The 17,207-nt window shown below is 64.5% G+C and carries 14 protein-coding genes and 1 pseudogene; 5 read left to right on the forward strand and 10 right to left on the reverse strand.

The annotated features are described in order from the left end of the window. Window positions 1-36 precede the first annotated feature (36 nt). From QLG02_RS16550 to QLG02_RS16560, 3 genes are all read left to right on the forward strand, one after another. Window positions 37-2,646, forward strand: a complete 2,610-nt coding sequence (locus QLG02_RS16550; protein ID WP_282465681.1) for a glycosyl hydrolase family 18 protein — start codon at window positions 37-39, stop codon at window positions 2,644-2,646. 71 nt (window positions 2,647-2,717) lie between these two features. Then, window positions 2,718-5,096, forward strand: a complete 2,379-nt coding sequence (locus QLG02_RS16555; RefSeq protein WP_282465682.1) for a M66 family metalloprotease — start codon at window positions 2,718-2,720, stop codon at window positions 5,094-5,096. A gap of 83 nt (window positions 5,097-5,179) precedes the next feature. Next, window positions 5,180-7,102 (forward strand): glycoside hydrolase family 19 protein, encoded by a 1,923-nt coding sequence (locus QLG02_RS16560; protein WP_236660025.1) that lies wholly within the window; start codon window positions 5,180-5,182, stop codon window positions 7,100-7,102. Window positions 7,103-7,161: 59 nt separating this feature from the next. Here QLG02_RS16560 and QLG02_RS16565 read toward each other — a convergent pair whose 3' ends face one another. After that, a complete protein-coding gene (locus tag QLG02_RS16565; protein WP_282465683.1) occupies window positions 7,162-7,962 on the reverse strand; it encodes a putative RNA methyltransferase in 801 nt (266 codons plus the stop codon). A 126-nt stretch (window positions 7,963-8,088) separates the two neighbouring features. Beyond that, on the reverse strand, window positions 8,089-8,727 hold the full coding sequence (gene crp / locus QLG02_RS16570; RefSeq protein WP_011704916.1) for a cAMP-activated global transcriptional regulator CRP: 639 nt from the start codon (window positions 8,725-8,727) through the stop codon (window positions 8,089-8,091). Window positions 8,728-9,038: 311 nt separating this feature from the next. Here crp and QLG02_RS16575 point away from each other — a divergent pair, with 311 nt between their 5' ends. Together QLG02_RS16575 and QLG02_RS16580 are read left to right on the forward strand one after the other, a co-directional pair. After that, window positions 9,039-9,443 (forward strand): OsmC family protein, encoded by a 405-nt coding sequence (locus QLG02_RS16575; protein ID WP_016349708.1) that lies wholly within the window; start codon window positions 9,039-9,041, stop codon window positions 9,441-9,443. Window positions 9,444-9,492: 49 nt separating this feature from the next. Beyond that, on the forward strand, window positions 9,493-9,789 hold the full coding sequence (locus QLG02_RS16580; protein WP_011704918.1) for an MliC family protein: 297 nt from the start codon (window positions 9,493-9,495) through the stop codon (window positions 9,787-9,789). Window positions 9,790-9,846: 57 nt separating this feature from the next. On the opposite strand, the gene QLG02_RS16585 is transcribed toward QLG02_RS16580, so the two are convergent. From QLG02_RS16585 to QLG02_RS16620, 8 genes and pseudogenes are all read right to left on the reverse strand, one after another. Continuing rightward, window positions 9,847-10,377: a DUF4136 domain-containing protein gene (locus tag QLG02_RS16585; RefSeq protein ID WP_011704919.1), complete on the reverse strand. Its 531-nt coding sequence runs from the start codon at window positions 10,375-10,377 to the stop codon at window positions 9,847-9,849. Between the two features lie 15 nt (window positions 10,378-10,392). Then, a complete protein-coding gene (locus tag QLG02_RS16590; RefSeq protein WP_011704920.1) occupies window positions 10,393-11,262 on the reverse strand; it encodes a phosphoribulokinase in 870 nt (289 codons plus the stop codon). Window positions 11,263-11,436: 174 nt separating this feature from the next. Continuing rightward, entirely contained in the window at window positions 11,437-11,883 is a 447-nt protein-coding gene (gene arnF, locus QLG02_RS16595) for a 4-amino-4-deoxy-L-arabinose-phosphoundecaprenol flippase subunit ArnF (protein ID WP_282465684.1), read from the reverse strand. Next, window positions 11,880-12,224: an EamA family transporter gene (locus tag QLG02_RS16600; protein ID WP_024944371.1), complete on the reverse strand. Its 345-nt coding sequence runs from the start codon at window positions 12,222-12,224 to the stop codon at window positions 11,880-11,882. Before QLG02_RS16600 ends, arnF begins: the two co-directional genes overlap by 4 nt. Beyond that, window positions 12,224-13,867, reverse strand: coding sequence for a lipid IV(A) 4-amino-4-deoxy-L-arabinosyltransferase (gene arnT / locus QLG02_RS16605; RefSeq protein WP_282465685.1), 1,644 nt, complete (start codon window positions 13,865-13,867; stop codon window positions 12,224-12,226). Before arnT ends, QLG02_RS16600 begins: the two co-directional genes overlap by 1 nt. Window positions 13,868-13,936: 69 nt before the next feature. Further along, window positions 13,937-14,836: a 4-deoxy-4-formamido-L-arabinose-phosphoundecaprenol deformylase gene (arnD, locus tag QLG02_RS16610; RefSeq protein WP_282465686.1), complete on the reverse strand. Its 900-nt coding sequence runs from the start codon at window positions 14,834-14,836 to the stop codon at window positions 13,937-13,939. Continuing rightward, window positions 14,829-16,820, reverse strand: a complete 1,992-nt coding sequence (gene arnA, locus QLG02_RS16615) for a bifunctional UDP-4-amino-4-deoxy-L-arabinose formyltransferase/UDP-glucuronic acid oxidase ArnA (RefSeq protein WP_282465687.1) — start codon at window positions 16,818-16,820, stop codon at window positions 14,829-14,831. Before arnA ends, arnD begins: the two co-directional genes overlap by 8 nt. Next, window positions 16,817-17,207 (reverse strand): annotated as a pseudogene (locus QLG02_RS16620) (undecaprenyl-phosphate 4-deoxy-4-formamido-L-arabinose transferase); the annotation flags it as partial. The pseudogene QLG02_RS16620 and the gene arnA, both read right to left, overlap by 4 nt.

Below are 17,207 nucleotides of genomic sequence, written 5' to 3' on the forward strand. Positions count from 1 at the left end.
TTATCTATTCCAAGAACGAAATAAGGATATTCAACTATGTTAAGTCCAAAACCCTCCGTACTGGCGTTGTTGGTCGGGGGTCTGTGTGCCTCCTCCGCCTTCGCTGCCGCCCCCGGCAAACCCACCATCGGCTGGGGCGAAACCAAGTTCGCCATCGTCGAAGTGGATCAAGCCGCCACCTCCTACAACAAGCTGGTCAAGGTGCACGCCGATGGCGCGCCGGTCAGCGTGAGCTGGAACCTCTGGTCCGGTGATGTCGGCCAGACTGCCAAGGTACTGCTCGACGGCAAGGAGGTGTGGTCCGGTGCCGCGTCCGCCTCCGGCACCGCCAACTTCAAGGTCACCAAGGGGGGCCGCTACCAGATGCAGGTGGCGCTGTGCAACGCCGACGGCTGCACTCTCTCCGACAAGAAAGAGATCCTGGTGGCCGACACCGACGGCAGCCACCTGCTGCCGCTCAAGGCGCCGCTCAAGGAGAACAACAAGCCCTACGTCAACAAGACCGGCAAGGTGATGGGGGCCTATTACGTGGAGTGGGGAGTCTATGGTCGCAAGTTCACCGTGGACAAGATCCCGGCCCAGAACCTGACCCACATCCTCTACGGCTTCACCCCGATCTGCGGTGGCAACGGCATCAACGACAGCCTGAAAGAGATCTCCGGCAGCTTCGAGGCGCTGCAGCGCTCCTGTGCCGGGCGCGAGGACTTCAAGGTCTCCATCCACGATCCCTGGGCCGCCATCCAGATGGGGCAGGGCAATCTCACCGCCTATGACGAACCCTACAAGGGCAACTTCGGCAACCTGATGGCACTCAAGAAGGCCTATCCGGACCTGAAGATCCTCCCTTCCATCGGTGGCTGGACCCTCTCCGACCCCTTCTTCTTCTTTGGTGACAAGACCAAGCGCGACACCTTCGTCGCCTCGGTGAAGGAGTATCTGCAGACCTGGAAATTCTTCGACGGGGTGGACATCGACTGGGAATTCCCGGGTGGCCTCGGGGCCAACCCCAACCTCGGCAGCCCCTCCGACGGCGAAACCTATGTGCTGCTGATGAAGGAGCTGCGCGCCATGCTCGACGAGCTGAGTGCAGAGACCGGCCGCACCTACGAGCTCACCTCCGCCATCAGCGCTGGCGGTGACAAGATTGCCAAGGTGGACTATCGCGCCGCCCAGCAATACATGAATCACATCTTCCTGATGAGCTATGACTTCAACGGCGCCTGGACCAACACCGGGCTGGGTCACCAGACCGCGCTCTACGAGTCGAGCTGGGATCCCAACACCAAGTACACCACCGACAAGGGGGTCAAGGCGCTGCTGGGTCAGGGCGTCGAGCCGGGCAAGGTGGTGGTGGGGGCCGCCATGTATGGTCGCGGCTGGACCGGCGTCAGCGGGTATCAGGGCAACAACCCCTTCACCGGCACCGCCACCGGCCCGATTGCGGGGACCGAAGCGGAAGGGATCTGGGAGAAGGGGGTCATCGACTACCGTGGCATCGCCAAGGGCAAGATGGCCGGCGACTGGCAGTACAGTTATGACGAAGTGGCCGAGGCACCGTCCGTGTTCAAGGCTGCCACCGGCGAGCTCATCACCTTCGATGACGAGCGCTCGGTCAAGGCCAAGGGGCAGTACGTGCTGGCCAACCAGCTCGGCGGCCTGTTCGCCTGGGAAATCGACGCCGACAACGGCGACATTCTCAACGCCATGCACGAGGGACTGGGCCACGGCGATAGCACACCGCCGGTCAACAAGCCGCCGGTGGCCAACGCCGGCACCGATCTCGCGGTGACCGGGCCGGCCCAGCTGGTGCTGGACGGTTCCTCCTCCCGCGATCCCGAAGGGGCGGTGCTGAGCTACAGCTGGGCCCAGATCTCCGGTCCCAAGGCGACCCTGAGCGATGCCACCCAGGCCAAGGCCAAGGTGAGCGTCGATGCGGTGAGCCAGGATGTCAATCTGGTGTTCGAACTGACCGTGACCGATGACCACAACCTCAGCGCCAAGGATCAGGTGGTGGTGACCAACAAGGCGCCGCAACCCAACCTGCCGCCGGTCGTCACGGTGCAGGACAAGGTCTCGGTGCAGGCCGGCAAGCAGGTGAGCATCACCGCCAGCGCCACCGACCCCAACGGCGACACCCTGAGCTATCAGTGGAGCGTGCCGGCCGGGGTTACCGCCAGCGGTCAGAACAGCAAGACCCTGGTGGTGACGGGCCCCAGCGTCACCGTGGAGACCGGTTATGACCTCACCGTCACCGTGACCGACGGCGCCCTGGATGCCCAGGGCAAGACCCGCCTCACCGTGACCCCGGTCAGCGGTGGCGGCGACTGCAACGCCACCGATCCGGATGCCGCCAACTGGCCGGCCTGGAAGGCCTCGACCACCTACAACGGTGGCGAGAAGGTGAGCCACAACCAGCTGGTGTGGCAGGCCAAGTACTGGACCCAGGGCAACGAACCGAGCCGCACCGCCGATCAGTGGAAGCTGATAAGCCAGGTGCAGCTGGGCTGGGATGCCGGTGTCGCCTACAACGCCGGTGACGTGACCACCCACAACGGTCGCCAGTGGAAGGCCCAGTACTGGACCCGCGGCAACGAGCCCGGCAAGCACGACGTCTGGCAGGACATCGGCGCCGCCAGCTGCAAATAACCTCACCGTTAAACCCATAGGGGCATGCCAGGCATGCCCCTTTTTTCCCCATAACAACAAAGAGCACCACCATGACCACATGCACCACACGTCTTGCCTGCCTGATCGGCGCAGCCCTGGCAAGCGGCCCGCTGCTGGCTGCCGTTCAGCCACCCACTCCGCTGGTCTTTGACGCCACCCGGCCGCAGAACGATCTGCAGGGGTCGCTGCTGGCCGGCGTCCAGTTTGCCCAGAGCCAGATCCTGCCCGCCCACCCGCGGGAGGGGGACAACCAGCCCCGCCTCACCGCTCTGCGCAAGAGCCTGCTGCTGGTGCGCCCGCTGCAGGCCGGCAACCAGGCGCCGCTGGCGCTCGAGGCCCGCGACGGCGCCGGCAAGCTGCTCGGCAGCCTCACGCTGGATCCCCCCTCCCGCCTGCCCAAGACCGCCTACTACCTGGAAGGAACGCCGGAGGAGGGGGTCGACTTCACCCCGGGCCTCGGCACCAGTGCCGTCATCAACAGCAGCAGCGAGCTGGCCAGGCTGAGCGATCCGAGCGGCACCTTCCTGCTCGGCAAGTTGCAGCCCCATGCCCTGGTCACCATCCAGACCGCCGATGGCCGCTGGGTGCGCGACATCCACCTGCCGCGCGACGCGAGCCTGGAGGGCAAGATGGTGCGCCTCGCCTCCAATGCCGGCTACAACTCCACCGTCTATTTCAGTGGCCGCCAGGTAACAATCTCCCGCGGCCAGAGCCAGCAGTTCAAATTCGTGCGCGGCCAGTGGATCCGTGATGGCGAACTGGAAAACAACGGCATCACCTATGCCAGCGATGCCTGGAGCGCCGTGCTGCCGGCCGAGTGGATCATGCCCGGCCTCACCCTGCGCCTGAGCCAGGGGGATCTGAGCGGCGAGCTGAGCGACCTCAAGGTGGGGGCGCCGGGGGAGCTGCTGATTCACACCATCGACATCGGCATGCTGACCAGCCCGCGCGACCAGTTCGCCTTTGCCAAAGATAAAGAAGCCCAGCGGGAGTACTTCCAGACCATTCCCGCCAGTCGGCTCATCGTCAGCCAGTATGCGCCGCTGTCGTTGCCGGAAGTGATGCTGCCGGATGGCACTTTGCTCACCGACTTTGATCCGAGCGAGGGGGGCTGGCACAGCGGCACCATGCGTCAGCGCATCGGCAAGGAGCTCATCTCCCTTGGCATCGACAATGCCAACTACGGCATCAACAGCACCGCCGGGGAGGGGGAGAACAGCCACCCCTACGTGGTGGCCCAGCTGGCGGCCCACAACAGCCGCGGCAAGTACGCCAACGGGGTGCAGGTGCATGGCGGCTCCGGCGGGGGCGGCATCGTCACCCTGGACGCCTCCCTTGGCAACGAGTTCAGCCACGAGGTGGGCCACAACTACGGTCTCGGCCACTACGTGGGCGGCTTTGCCGGCTCGGTGCACCGCAGCGCCGATCAGATCAATGCCACCTGGGGCTGGGATGGCGACAAGAACCGCTTCATCCCCAACTTCTTTGCGAGCCGCAGCGGCCAGAGCGCCTGCCTCGACGGTCAGTGCCAGGCGCCGTTTGACGGGCGCAAGTTCGGCTTCGATGCCATGGCCGGCGGCGAGCCACTCTCCGGCTTCAACCGCTTCACCCTCTACACCCCCAACTCGGCCGCCATCATCCAGCGCTTCCTCGAGAGCAAGGCGGTGTTCGACGCAGCATCCCCCACCGGCTTTAGCAAGTGGAACGAAAGCCAGGCCAGGATGGAGCCCTACCGCCACCGGGTCGATCTCGCCGAGCAGATCACCGCGCCGGTGAGCGATCTGGGAGAGGTCAAGCTGGCCGCCCTGCTGGCCGAGTACGATCTGGTCAAGGTGGCCATGTGGGATGGCAACTGGACCCGCAACATCCAGCTGCCGACCGCCTCGGCGGTCAATCGCGGCCGCATCGTCAGCATCGACCACAACGCCGGCTACAACAGCACCCTCTTCATCAACGGCCAGCAGATCACCGTCTCGCGCGGCTTCAAGAAGAGCTATCGCTCCGACGGCAGCCGCTGGAACGAGGGAGCGCCGACGGATCTGGCGGCAGATCGCAAGCCAGCTGACTTCGGCGTGCCGGTGACCACCCTGGTCGGCTACTACGACCCGCAGGGGCAGCTGCCGAGCTACCTCTATCCGGCCCTGCACGGCGCCTACGGCTTTGCCTATGGCGATGACGGCGAGCGGCTCGGCAACAGTGACTGCCAGCTGCAGGTGGAGACCCGCGACGGCCTGCTGCGCTTCAAGCTGGCCAACCACCGGCTGAGCGCCAGCGTGATGAACAAGTTCCACGTCAACGTGCCGAGCGCGAGCGAGCCGCGCAGTGCCAGCGTGCTGTGCCGCAACCAGTCACAGGTAGATGCCCAGCTTGCCCCGGCCCCGGCCGGGCTCGGCTACACGGTCAACGGCATGCCGCTGGCGGCACGCTGAGTGTTTTTCTCCTTTCTCCTCGCGCAATGCGAGGTGCCACTGGCGGGGGCCAAGCCCCGCCTTTCATCAAGCAAGAGGTAAATATGATGACAAGAAAGTCCTCTGTGGCCACTCTGCTGGCCGGGCTCTGTCTGAGCGGTCAGCTGTGGGCCGCCAGCGCCTATGACATCAATCAGGGCTATGGCGGCGGCAGCCAGGTCAGTTTCAACGGCCAGATCTACGAGGCCAAATGGTATGCCAATCCGGGCCAGAGCCCGGGCGTGCAGGTCGCCAACGAGTGGGATTCTCCGTGGGCCCTGCTGGGGGCGGGTGAAGCGACGCCACCCGGTGACGGGGAGGGCATAGCCCCGCCCGCGCAGGGAGGCAGCGGCGCCGCTGACGGCAGCACCGTCTACTTGAGCCAGAGCGAGCTGGATGCCAAGGAGCATGCGCTCACCGACTTCCCGGCCATGACGGCGGTCAAGGCCTCCATCGCCACCCGCGACAACGCCGTGGTCGAGGCGGTGGCCCCCGGTTTGCCGCTCAACCCCGCCAACGTCAAACGGGTGGAGGGGCTGCTCAGCGAGTCGCAGTTCAACTTCCTGTTCCCGCTGCGGGCGCCGGAGTACACCTATCGCGGCTTCCTGCAGGCGGTGGCCAAGTTCCCGGCCTTCTGCGGCGACTACAGCGATGGGCGCAACGCCGAGGCCATCTGCCGCAAGTCGCTGGCCACCATGTTTGCCCACTTCGCCCAGGAGACCGGCGGCCACGAGAGCTGGCGCCCCGAGCCCGAGTGGCGTCAGGGCCTGGTGTGGGTGCGGGAGATGGGCTGGACCGAGCAGATGCGCGGCGGCTACAACGCCGAGTGCCGGCCGGATGTGTGGCAGGGTCAGCAGTGGCCGTGCGGCAAGTTCGACAACGGCGAGTTCAAGAGCTACTTCGGTCGTGGCGCCAAGCAGCTGTCGTACAACTACAACTACGGCCCCTTCTCCGAGGCCATGTTCGGCACTGTGCGCACCCTGCTGGACAACCCGGAGAAAGTGGCGGACACCTGGCTCAACCTGGCCAGCGCCGTGTTCTTCTTCGTCTATCCGCAGCCGCCCAAGCCCTCCATGCTGCACGTGATCGACGGCACCTGGCAGCCCAACGCCCACGACCGGCAGAACGGCCTGGTGCCGGGCTTCGGGGTGACCACCCAGATCATCAACGGCGGGGTGGAGTGCGGTGGTGCGGCCGAGCATGCCCAGTCCCAGAACCGGATCACCTACTACCAGGCCCAGGCCCAGTATCTGGGGGTGCCGGTGCCCGCCGACGAGGTGCTCGGTTGCAAGAACATGAAGGTCTTTGACGAGGCCGGCGCCGGCGCCCTGCCCATCTACTGGGAGAACGACTGGAGCTATGTGCCGGGCAACCCCAACGGTGGCAAGAGCTACGCCTGCAAGCTGGTGGGCTACCAGACCCGCTTCAGCGCGTTCAAGGAGCGTGACTACAGCCGCTGCGTGCAGCACTTCTTCCCCGAGGTGGTGATCGAGGACAACGGCGGTGGCACCAACCTGCCGCCGGTGGCCAGCATCAGCGGCCCGAGCGAGGCGCTGGGCGGCGCCACCGTGCTGCTCTCCGGCCAGGGCTCGAGCGATCCGGAGGGCAAGCCCCTCAGCTACGCCTGGACCCTGCCTGCCGGGGCCAGCGCCTCGGATCTGACGCAGTCCACCCTGAGCGCCATCCTGCCGCCGACCCCGACCAGCGACACCCGCTACGGCTTCGTGCTCAAGGTGACCGACGACAAGGGGCTGAGCCGCAGCGCCACCCACGAGATCCTGATCAAGGGCAGTGGCGGCACCACGCCGCCGGATGGCAACCCGCCCTACAAGGAGGGCACCGCCTACAAAGCCGGTGACAAGGTGAGCAACCTGGGCGGCAACTACCAGTGCAAGCCCCATCCCTACACCGGCTGGTGTGCCGGCGCGGCCTGGGCCTATGAGCCCGGCAAGGGCACGGCCTGGAGCGATGCCTGGATCAAGCTGTAGCGACATCTCCGCGCAATAAAAAAGGCCCGTCAGGGCCTTTTTTCATGGTGTAAATTCGCTCACAGCGGCTTTTGCCACAGGCTCAGCAGCAGATCCTGCTCCAGCTGGTCCGGTCCCTGATGGCTGAAGGCGTGGCGCTGCTCGCCGCTGGCGCGCCAGCCGAGGCGGCTGGTCTCCAGGATGAAGCTGCGCAGGCCCTGGTCCATCTGCATGCTGAACTGGCAGCGCAGCTGACCCATGGGGTTGAGGCCGGTCAGGCTCGGCCAGCTCAGCGGGTGCTCCATGCTGACCGGGTTGAGGCTGACCCTCAGCTGCCACTGGTGGCGGGGGCCGGGCTGCAGGTAGAGCAGGTAGCCGCCCGGTGCCAGCCAGCTGACCAGCTGCTCGGTCTTGACCTTGAGATCGTTGACCAGCAGCAGCTGGGCCGTTCCCGGCAGGATCGGGGCGCGGGCCGGATCGGCGATGACGAACTGAGCGTCCGGCTGCGCCTTGTTGGCGGCAAAGATGGTGTTCTTGGCGATGTCGACGCCGGCAAATTGCCAGCCCGGCAGGCGCTCGGCCAGGGTCCGGCAGTAGTAACCCTCACCGCAGCCCAGGTGGATCAGCTCGCGCGGCTCGAGGGGAGCAAGCAGGCTGGCCATCGCCTCGACCAGCGGCAGCTGGTGGCCCTGCTCGAGGAAGTGGCGTTTGGCGCGCATCAGGGCGCGGCTGTCGCTGTCTTTGGGATTCTTCTTGCCGGGGATGAGATCCAGATAGCCTTCCGGCGCGGGATCGAAATGGTGCTTGTTGGCGCAGTAGACCCCGCGGGAGGCTTCATGAAGTTGCAGCGGGCTGCGACAGATAGGGCATTGCAGGTGCATAGGATTTCTCTTGGCGAAGGCCATGACGGCAGGGGCGTTCGGGATTATAGGGGAGACGATCAGAAAAGGCTGCCGTGGCAGCCTTTTTTATCCGGCGACCCAGTGCGGGGCCGCCAGTCGCGGGGATCAGCGAGTGCCGAACACCACTATGGTCTTGCCGTGGGCGGAGATCAGCTCCTGCTCTTCGAGCATCTTGAGGATCCGGCCGACGGTTTCACGGGAGCAGCCGACGATCTGGCCTATCTCCTGACGGGTGATTTTGATCTGCATGCCATCCGGGTGGGTCATGGCATCCGGCTGTTTGGCCAGGTTCAGCAGGGTCTGGGCGATCCGGCCGGTCACGTCCAGGAAGGCGAGGTTGCCGACTTTCTGGCTGGTGTGCTGCAGGCGGGCCGCCATCTGGCCGGAGAGGCGCATCAGGATTTCCGGGTTGACCTGGATCAGCTGGCGGAACTTCTTGTAGGAGATCTCGGCCACTTCACAGGAACCTTTGGCACGCACCCAGGCGGAACGCTCCGGGTTTTCGCTCTCCTCGAACATCCCCATCTCGCCCAGGAAGTCGCCCTGGTTCAGATAGGAGAGGATCATCTCCTTGCCTTCATCGTCCTTGATCAAGACGGCCACAGTGCCCTTGACGATGTAGTAGAGGGTTTCCGCTTTCTCACCCGCGTGGATCAGGGTGCTCTTGGCGGGATACTTATGAATGTGGCAGTGCGACAAGAACCATTCCAGGGTGGGATCGCTTTGCGGTTTGCCAATGACCATGAGAATTCCTCTGTAGTGTCTTTTTATGGACTCGTGCGTCCGGGCAAGCTGCCAACCTTGCCATTCCTTGTATTAGTCGCAGTAGGATAAGAGCCTTTGTCTGTGCTGACAAGGCTTTGAGGGCTTTTGCCAGCTCCCCTTGCAACCCCTGCTGCGTTCCGTTCGCCATTGTAGGGAAGATGGGGGCATCAGATGTTGATTTTGATCTAGTTAGTCAGGAAGTTCGTGAAAATGGCGGATATGTGCCGCTGTCGCGTCGTCTGCGGTATGCTATGTCAGTCAGATCTGTCGTCATCAAGAGGAAATGTGAAATGAAAGCCAAGGTCAGCTGGGTGGAAGGCATGCAGTTTGTGGGCGAGAGTGAGTCCGGTCACAAGGTGATCCTGGACGGTGCCAACCCCGGCGAAGGTGCCAGCCCGATGGAGATGATCCTGCTGGCGGTGGGCGGTTGCAGCTCGATCGACGTGGTCTCCATCCTGGAGAAGGCGCGTCAATCCGTGACCGCCTGCCATGTGGAGCTGGCCGGTGAGCGGGCTGACTCGGTGCCGCGGGTATTCGAGAAGATCCACCTCCACTTCGTGGTGACCGGCAAGGGGCTGGCCGAAAAGCAGGTGGCCCGCGCGGTGGATCTGTCGATGGAAAAATATTGTTCAGTTTCCCTGATGTTGGAAAAAGCGGTAGAAATTACCCATAGTTATCAAATTCTTGAAGCCTGATAGCAGTGGCTCTTCCGATCGAATAACACCATGACATAAGGAAAGTGCAATGAAAAAGATGATAGCGTTACTCCCCCTGCTGGGGCTGGCAGCCTGCAGCATGCCGCAACCGACCCAGTACCAGTACAGCCAGTATCAGTGCGGTGAGGAGTTGCTGGCCGTGACCTATGATGCCCAGGCCGACATGGTGCAGTTCCCCTATGCCGGGGTCTATCACAAGCTGGGCCGGGTCGAGGCGGAGTCCGGTGCCAAGTATTCCGACGGTGTGACCACCTTCTGGAATCAGGAGAAGCAGGCCATCCTCAGCCAGAAAGGGGTAACCCTGCTGACTTGCCAGCGCAAGTGATCGTCATGGTGTGATGACAACGGCCTGCTCAATGCAGGCCGTTTTGCATATTGGGGGTCAGTGCGGCAGGGCGTTGAGCATCTTGGCGGCCAGTTGCTGGCTCAGTTGCTGACGCTCCCCTTCGGCGATGGCCACGTCGCTGGCCAGGGAGATGGCGCTGCTCCACACCGCCTGCTGGGTGCGCCGGTCGAGCAGCACGATGGCCAGGGTGCCCTTGCGGGCATCGGCCTTGGCCTGCAGCCCAGGAGTCATGCCGAGGCGGGCGAAGATCTCGCCATCGCTCAGATCCTTGCTGCCGGCCACCCCGATGGCGACCCAGACATCGGCCTCGTCGAGGGGCACGCTCTGCCACCCCTTGCGCCCCAGCTCCTGATTGACCGCCTGTTGCACCGGCTCCAGCCAGCCCTCGGCGCTGTCGCCGGCATACTGGAACTGCTCGGCCAGCGCATAGCGCGGCGTCGCCCCGAAAGGCCAGCTGGCCGCCGGGCGCACCACCATGGTGCCCGCTTCCAGGGTCGGCGCGGCCGGGCCGCTGCTGCAGCCACCCAGCAGGGCGGCCAATCCCACAGAGATAAACGCTAACCGCATCATCAGCTCCTTGGCTCAGGTGATCTTGCCGGTTTCAATCAGTTGCTGGATCAACGGGCGCAGGATCAGCTCCATCGCGAAGCCCATCTTGCCGCCCGGCACTACGATGGTGTTCATCCGTGACATGAAGGATCCGTCGATCATCGACAGCAGGTAGGGGAAATCCACCTGCTTGATGCCGCGAAACCGTATCACCAGCATACTCTCGTCCAGACTCGGGATCACCTTGGCGCTGAAGGGGTTGGAGGTATCCACCGTCGGCACCCGCTGGAAGTTGATGTGGGTGCGGGAGAACTGGGGGGTGATGAAGTTGATGTAGTCGTCCATGGAGCGAACGATGGAGTCGGTGACCGCCTCGCGGGAATGGCCGCGTTCCGAGGTGTCGCGAATGAGCTTCTGGATCCACTCCAGGTTGACGATGGGCACCACCCCGATGAGGAAGTCCACGTGGCGGGCCACGTTGTGCTCATCGGTGACCACGCCGCCGTGCAGCCCTTCGTAGAACAGCAGGTCGGTATCGCTCGGCAGATTCTGCCAGGGGGTGAAGGTGCCCGGCATCTGGTTGAAGGGCACCGCCTCGTCGAAGCTGTGCAGGTAGCGGCGATACTGGCCGCTGCCGTTCTGGCCGTACTCCTGAAAGAAGCTCTCCAGCAGGCCGAAGTCGTTGGCCTCGGGGCCGAAATAGCTGATGTGGCGCCCCTGTTCGCGTGCCTTGCGGATCGCCACGTCCATTTCCGGGCGGGTGTAGCGATGAAAACTGTCCCCTTCCACCACGGCCGCCTGATAACCGAGCTGATGAAACATGGAGCGAAAGGCGTTGGTGGAGGTGGAGGTGCCGGCTCCGGACGAACCGGTAACCGCAATGATGGGATGCTTTGCCGACATAGAATTCTCTCTTCCTTGGGAGTTCCGTTATAAAGGCATGTTCCGAGTGCGGTCAAGTGTGCGACCTGACAGTACCACCGCGCAACTGCTTCGCGGGCGTGCCAGCGTGCCTGCGCCGGCGGCAGACGCAAAAAAGGGCTGCAGTGGCAGCCCTTGCGATCAATAAGAGAAAAACTAGCCGGCCTGCTTGGTGCCGGCCGCAGGCTTGATCCCCACCAGTACGGCTCCCAGCAGGATGAACAGCACCCCGAGCGCCTTGCCGGGCTCCAGCGGCTCGGCGAAGAGCGGAATGTTGACCGCCAGCAGGTAGACCAGCGCATAGCTGGTGCTGAGCAGGGGGTAGGCGATGTTGAGCGGGGTGGAGTGCAGCGCTGCCAGCCAGCAGAGCAGCGACAGAGCGTAACAGCCCACCCCGGCCAGGATCACCAGCAGCGGCAGCGGATGGGCCAGCATCACGGCAAGATCCATCTGCCAGGTCGGCAGCTGGATCACCCCCCACTTCATGCCGAGCTGGGCCGCCGTCACCAGCAAGATGCTGCCGAGCACGTAGAGATACCCCTTCAGCGCCGCTCTTGCAGGGCTGGCCGGTAGTTGGCCAGCCTGCAGATGGTCATCGCTCATAGCAAGCCTCCCAGCAGCAGGGCGCCCACTATGATGGCCCCTACCCCCAGCCAGTTGTGGTAGCTGATCTGCTCGTGAAAGAACAGCCTGGAACCCACCAGCACCAGCACCAGATTGATGCTGAGCATGGGGTAGGCCATGCTGAGCGGCAGCCGCTGCAGCAGGTAGATCCAGAGCAGCATGCCGCAGCCGAGCGCTGCCACGCTGGCGATGAGCCAGGGTGAGCGCAGCTTCTGCCAGTGGTTGCAGGGCCGGCGCTGCCAGCTGACGACCGCCTGCTTTTGCAGCATCTGGCCGCTGCAGGTCAGCAGGCACACCAGCAACAGCAGCAGGATGTCCATCACTGGGCTCCGTGGTAGATGAGCAGGGTCAGCCGGTGGCTGACGATGGTCTCGTCAGCGGTGGGCACGGGCCCGGTGTTGCCGTCGCGATCGGTCTTCATCAGCAGGGCTACCTGACCATTCTTGCGCGCCTGTTCCAGCCAGGCCGGGAAGTCGGCGCGGGCCACGTAGCGCCCCGCCGCATCCGGGTAGCCGAGGCCGTAATGCACCTCGCCCTTGCTGTCGAACAGGTTGATCTCGCTGCGCTGGGTGCCCCAGGCGAGGGAGGAGGCCAGTCCGACGTCGTTGGCCAGCAAGGTGCCTGACTTCATCAGCACGGCCTGATTGGCCTCGATGAAGCGCTCCGGCAGCTTGGAGTCGATCAGCGATTGCGGCAGCGCCCAGGGCAGGCCGATGGCCAGTACCATGGGGCAGAGCGCGCTCAGGGTCCAGCGGCGGCTGACCTCTTTCAACTGGATGAAGCCGAGCAGACTCCAGCCGGCGAAGATGACCATGGCCACCGCCAGCGCACCGTGATCCTCCTCGCCATAGACGGCGTGGCTGGGGGAGAACGCCAGCACGGCCAGCACCACCAGGCAGATGAGGCCGAACAGGCCGTTTAGCCAGGCATTGACCTTGAAGGCCCGCTCTTTCCCCTCCTTGAGCAGGTCGACGGCGCTGGCGGCCATCAGCATGGCGAGCGGGGCGAAGCAGGGCAGGATGTAGGTGAGCAGCTTGCCCTTGGCAATGCTGAAGAACAGCAGGGGCAGGATCACCCAGGCCAGCAGGTAGAGGGTTTCCGGGCTTATCTTGCGCTCCTGCCAGCCCTTGCGCAGGGCGCCTGGCAACAGGCCGAGCCAGGGCAGGGTGCCGAGCAGCCCCATGGGCAGGTAGTACCAGAATGGCGCCTTGTGCTGGGCGTTGTCGGCGGCGAAGCGCTGGATGTGTTCAACCCAGAAGAAGTAGTGCCAGTAGTCCGGTTCGCGCAGGTGCACGGCGATGGCCCAGGGGGCGGCCAGCAGGACCGCGCTCAGGATGGCCAGCGGCCCGAAGCGCACCAGCTCGAGCAGGCGGCGCTGATAGATGACGTAGGGCACGATGACCACCACGGGCACCGCCAGGGCGATGAAGCCCTTGGTGAGAAAGCCCATGCCGCAGGCAAGGCCGAACAGCAGATAGCCGCCGATCCGGCTGCGCAGCGATCCCTCCTTGCGGATGATGTAGAAGCTCACCATGGCCGCGTTGAGCCAGAGGGTGACCATGGCATCGAGCACGCTGTAGGTGCCTATGCCGTAGACGATCAACAGCGACAGATAGATGAGGCTGGCGAGGAAGGCCTTGCGCCGGCACTGCCACAGCTGCAGGGCAAACCAGAAGATCAGCAGGGCGCTGAGGCCGGTGGCGGCGGCCGAGGCGAAGCGCACGGCGAAGTTGGTGTCACCGAACAGCTGCTGGCTGATGCTGTTGAACCAGTAGCCGGCGATGGGTTTCTCGAAGTAGCGCAAGCCCAGGAAGTGGGGCACGACCCAGTCGCCGGTGCTCACCATCTCCCGGCTGATCTCGGCGTAGCGGTTTTCGTCCGGGCTCCAGAGCGGCCGCTGATCGAGCGGCAGCAGGTAAAAGAAGAGAAAGAACAGGGGCAGGGCCCACTTGGTCAACGTCATGACATCCTCTGTTGCATGGTGTGATTAGCGCGATGGTTAGTCCTGCCACCCGAGGTGGCGTCATTCATCTCAGGCCTCGGCCTTGCAGCCGAGCCAGCCCTCCCGTCCGGGCAGGGTGCCGCGTACCAGCCGGCCGGTCGGCAGCGTGGTCGGGTCGGATGGTAACAGATCCCCGAGCGGCACGAAGCGGATGCCGCGCGCCCTGGCTTCGCCGAGCAGGGCATCGAACTGCTCGGCCATCACGATCCCTTCCACTTCGGCGTGGATGGTGTAGACGTGGGGGCCCTGCGCCGGAGGGGTGGCCAGCTGATCCAGCAGGAAACGGTTGAAACCGTCGACCGTCACCTGATGCCCCACCATCTCGTCGAAGGTGGGCAGGTTGACCGGGATCTGCGGGGTGCCGGGGCGGCCATCCTGGAGCAGGGGCCGAAACAGGCCGCTGCCGCGACAGTCGCTGTTGTAGCGAAAGCCAAACTGCTCCTTGGCCTGGGTAGTGAGGGGGTCGGCCCGCCAGCCGGCGGCGGCGGAGCAATCGACTTCGCGCCCCAGGATCTGGTTGAGCGCATCCACCCCGAGCCGGGTCTGACGAGTGAGCTCGGCTTCGTCCCAGCGGCCGGTGTTGGCCTGCCAGCCGTGGTGATCCCAGGCGTGCAGCCCCACCTCATGGCGGGCGCTGTCGGTGTCGCGCATCAGGGAGCCGAGCTGCTTGCCGATGGACTTGCCGGGCCAGGCGGTGCCGGCCAGCAGGATGTCCAGCCCATAGAGGGATGCTGCGTTGGAGCGCAGCATCTTGAGCAGAAAGCGGGGTTTTAGCAGGCGCCACAAGTGGCGCCCCATGTTGTCCGGTCCGACCGAGAAGAAGAAGCTCCCCTTGACCTGATGCTTGTCGAGCAGTTGCAGCAGGCGGGGCACCCCGTCACGGGTTCCCCTGAAGGTATCGACGTCGATCCGCAGACCTACCTCAGTCATGCTCGACTCCCGTCGTGACCGCCCCTTGCAGGAAGAAGTCCAGGGTGTTGCCGATGGTCTCTTCCATCTCGATGGTCGGTTCCCAGTCCAGCAGGCGGCGGGCATTGGCGATGCTCGGCCGGCGGTGGGAGACGTCCTGATAGCCGTCACCGTAGAAGGATTTGCTCTCCACCAGCTTGAAACCGGCAAACGGCGGGAACTGGTCGCGCAGCGGGTGAGCCTCGAACTTGGCGAGCAGGATCTCGGCCATCTGCTGGATGCTGGCCTCGTTGTCCGGGTTGCCGATGTTGATGATCTGGCCGTCGCAGCGGTTCTCCTTGTTCTCGATGATGCGGAACAGGGCCTCGATGCCGTCCTCGATGTCGGTGAAGCAGCGCTTCTGAGCGCCGCCGTCCACCAGCTGGATCGGGGTGCCGTCCACCAGGTTGAGGATCAGCTGGGTGATGGCGCGGGAGCTGCCGATGCGGGCGGAGTCCAGGCTGTCCAGACGCGGCCCCATCCAGTTGAAGGGACGGAACAGTGTGAAGTTGAGCCCCTCTTTCTTGCCGTAGGCCCAGATCACCCGATCCAGCAGCTGCTTGGAGACCGAGTAGATCCAGCGCTGCTTGTTGATGGGGCCGACGATGAGGCGGGAGCTGTCTTCATCGAAGCTGTGATCGTCGCACATCCCGTACACCTCGGAGGTGGAGGGGAAGATGATGCGCTTGTGGTACTTCACGCAGTAGCGGACGATCTTGAGGTTCTCCTCGAAGTCGAGTTCGAACACGCGCAGCGGGTTGCGGGTGTACTCGATGGGGGTGGCGATGGCCACCAGTGGCAGGATCACGTCGCACTTCTTGATGTGATACTCGATCCACTCGGTGTGGATGCTGATGTCCCCTTCCACGAAGTGGAAGTTGGGGTGACCGATGAAGCGGTCCACCGCGCTGGAGCCGATGTCGAGGCCATACACCTCGTAGCCACCATCCTGGAGCAGGCGCTCGGTCAGGTGGTTGCCGATGAAGCCGTTGACGCCGAGGATCAGCACCCGGGTCAGCCGCGCCTTGCGCAGGGCATTGCTCGCCTTGGCGCCTATCTTCATCCCTTCGACCAGCCCCAGTTCGCGGGCCAGCTGGGCGCCGCGCACATAGAGCCCGCCTTCGGCCTGACCGGCCAGGATCTCCAGCACCCCTTCACCGCAGGCGATGCGCAGCGGCTCCTGGCTGAGGATGGTGCCCGGCTGCTTGTCGCTCTGCTGGGCCAGCCAGTGGCTCTTCCACACCGTCAGCTTGCGGTCACCGGCGAAGCTGAAGGCGCCCGGGTAGGGCTGGGTGACGGCGCGCACCAGGTTGTGCAGTTCGCGGGCCGGGCGGTGCCAGTGCAGCTCGCCATCGGCCGGGGTGCGGCGGCCATAGTAGCTGGCCTTGCTCTCATCCTGCGGGGTGAGGCGGATGTCGCCGGCGCGCAGCTTGGGCAGCTCCTGCTCCAGCAGCGCCCGGGCGGCGAGGCGCACCTTGCCGTGCAGGGTCAGCGCGGTGTCGTCGTCGGCAATGGTCACCGCCTGCTGGGCGACGATGGCGCCGGCGTCGGGCTTGGCGGTCATCTGGTGCAGGGTGATGCCGGTCTCGGTCTCGCCGTTGACCAGGCACCAGTTGATGGGCGCGCGGCCGCGGTAGGCGGGCAGCAGGGAGCCGTGCAGGTTGAAGGCGCCGACGGTCGGGATGTCGAGGATCGCCTGCTTGAGCATGTTGCGGTAGTAGAAGGAGAAGAGGGCCTGGGGCGCCAGCTCGCGAATGCGCTCAATCCAGAGCGGGTGGTTTACGTCCTCGGGGGAGTAGACCGGCAGGTTGTGCTCGGCGCAGAGCTGGGCGACCGAGCCGAAGAAGCGGTTTTCGCCCGGATCGTCGGCGTGGGTGAAGACGGCCTGGATCTCGTAGCCTGCCTCGAGCAGGGCCTCGATGCCGGTGCAACCGATATCGTGATAAGCAAAGACGACGACTTTCATTGTTCAGCTTCCTGTTGCGAAGGGGTGGTGGCGCTGCGCACGATCTGGTGGATGAAGTAGCGGGGACGGGCGCGCACGTCGGTGTACATGCGGCCTATGTATTCTCCCAGCAGCCCCATGCCCAGCAGCTGCACGCCGACAAAGGTGAAGAGAATGGCAAAGAGGGTGAAGACGCCATCGGCGGCCCAGTCGGCGCCCAGAATGAGGCGCATCAGGATCAGCAGGATGGAGAAGGTAAAGCCGATGCCCGCCACCACGCTGCCGACGATGCTGAGCAGCCGCAGCGGGGTGGTGGTCATGCAGGTGACCAGGTCATACATCAGGTTGATGAGGTGCATCAGCCCGTATTTGGACTCGCCGTGGGGCCGCGCGGCGTGGCCCCCGTGC

The sequence above is a fragment of the Aeromonas sp. V90_14 genome (assembly GCF_029967615.1).
In the GTDB taxonomy this organism is placed as follows: domain Bacteria; phylum Pseudomonadota; class Gammaproteobacteria; order Enterobacterales; family Aeromonadaceae; genus Aeromonas; species Aeromonas hydrophila.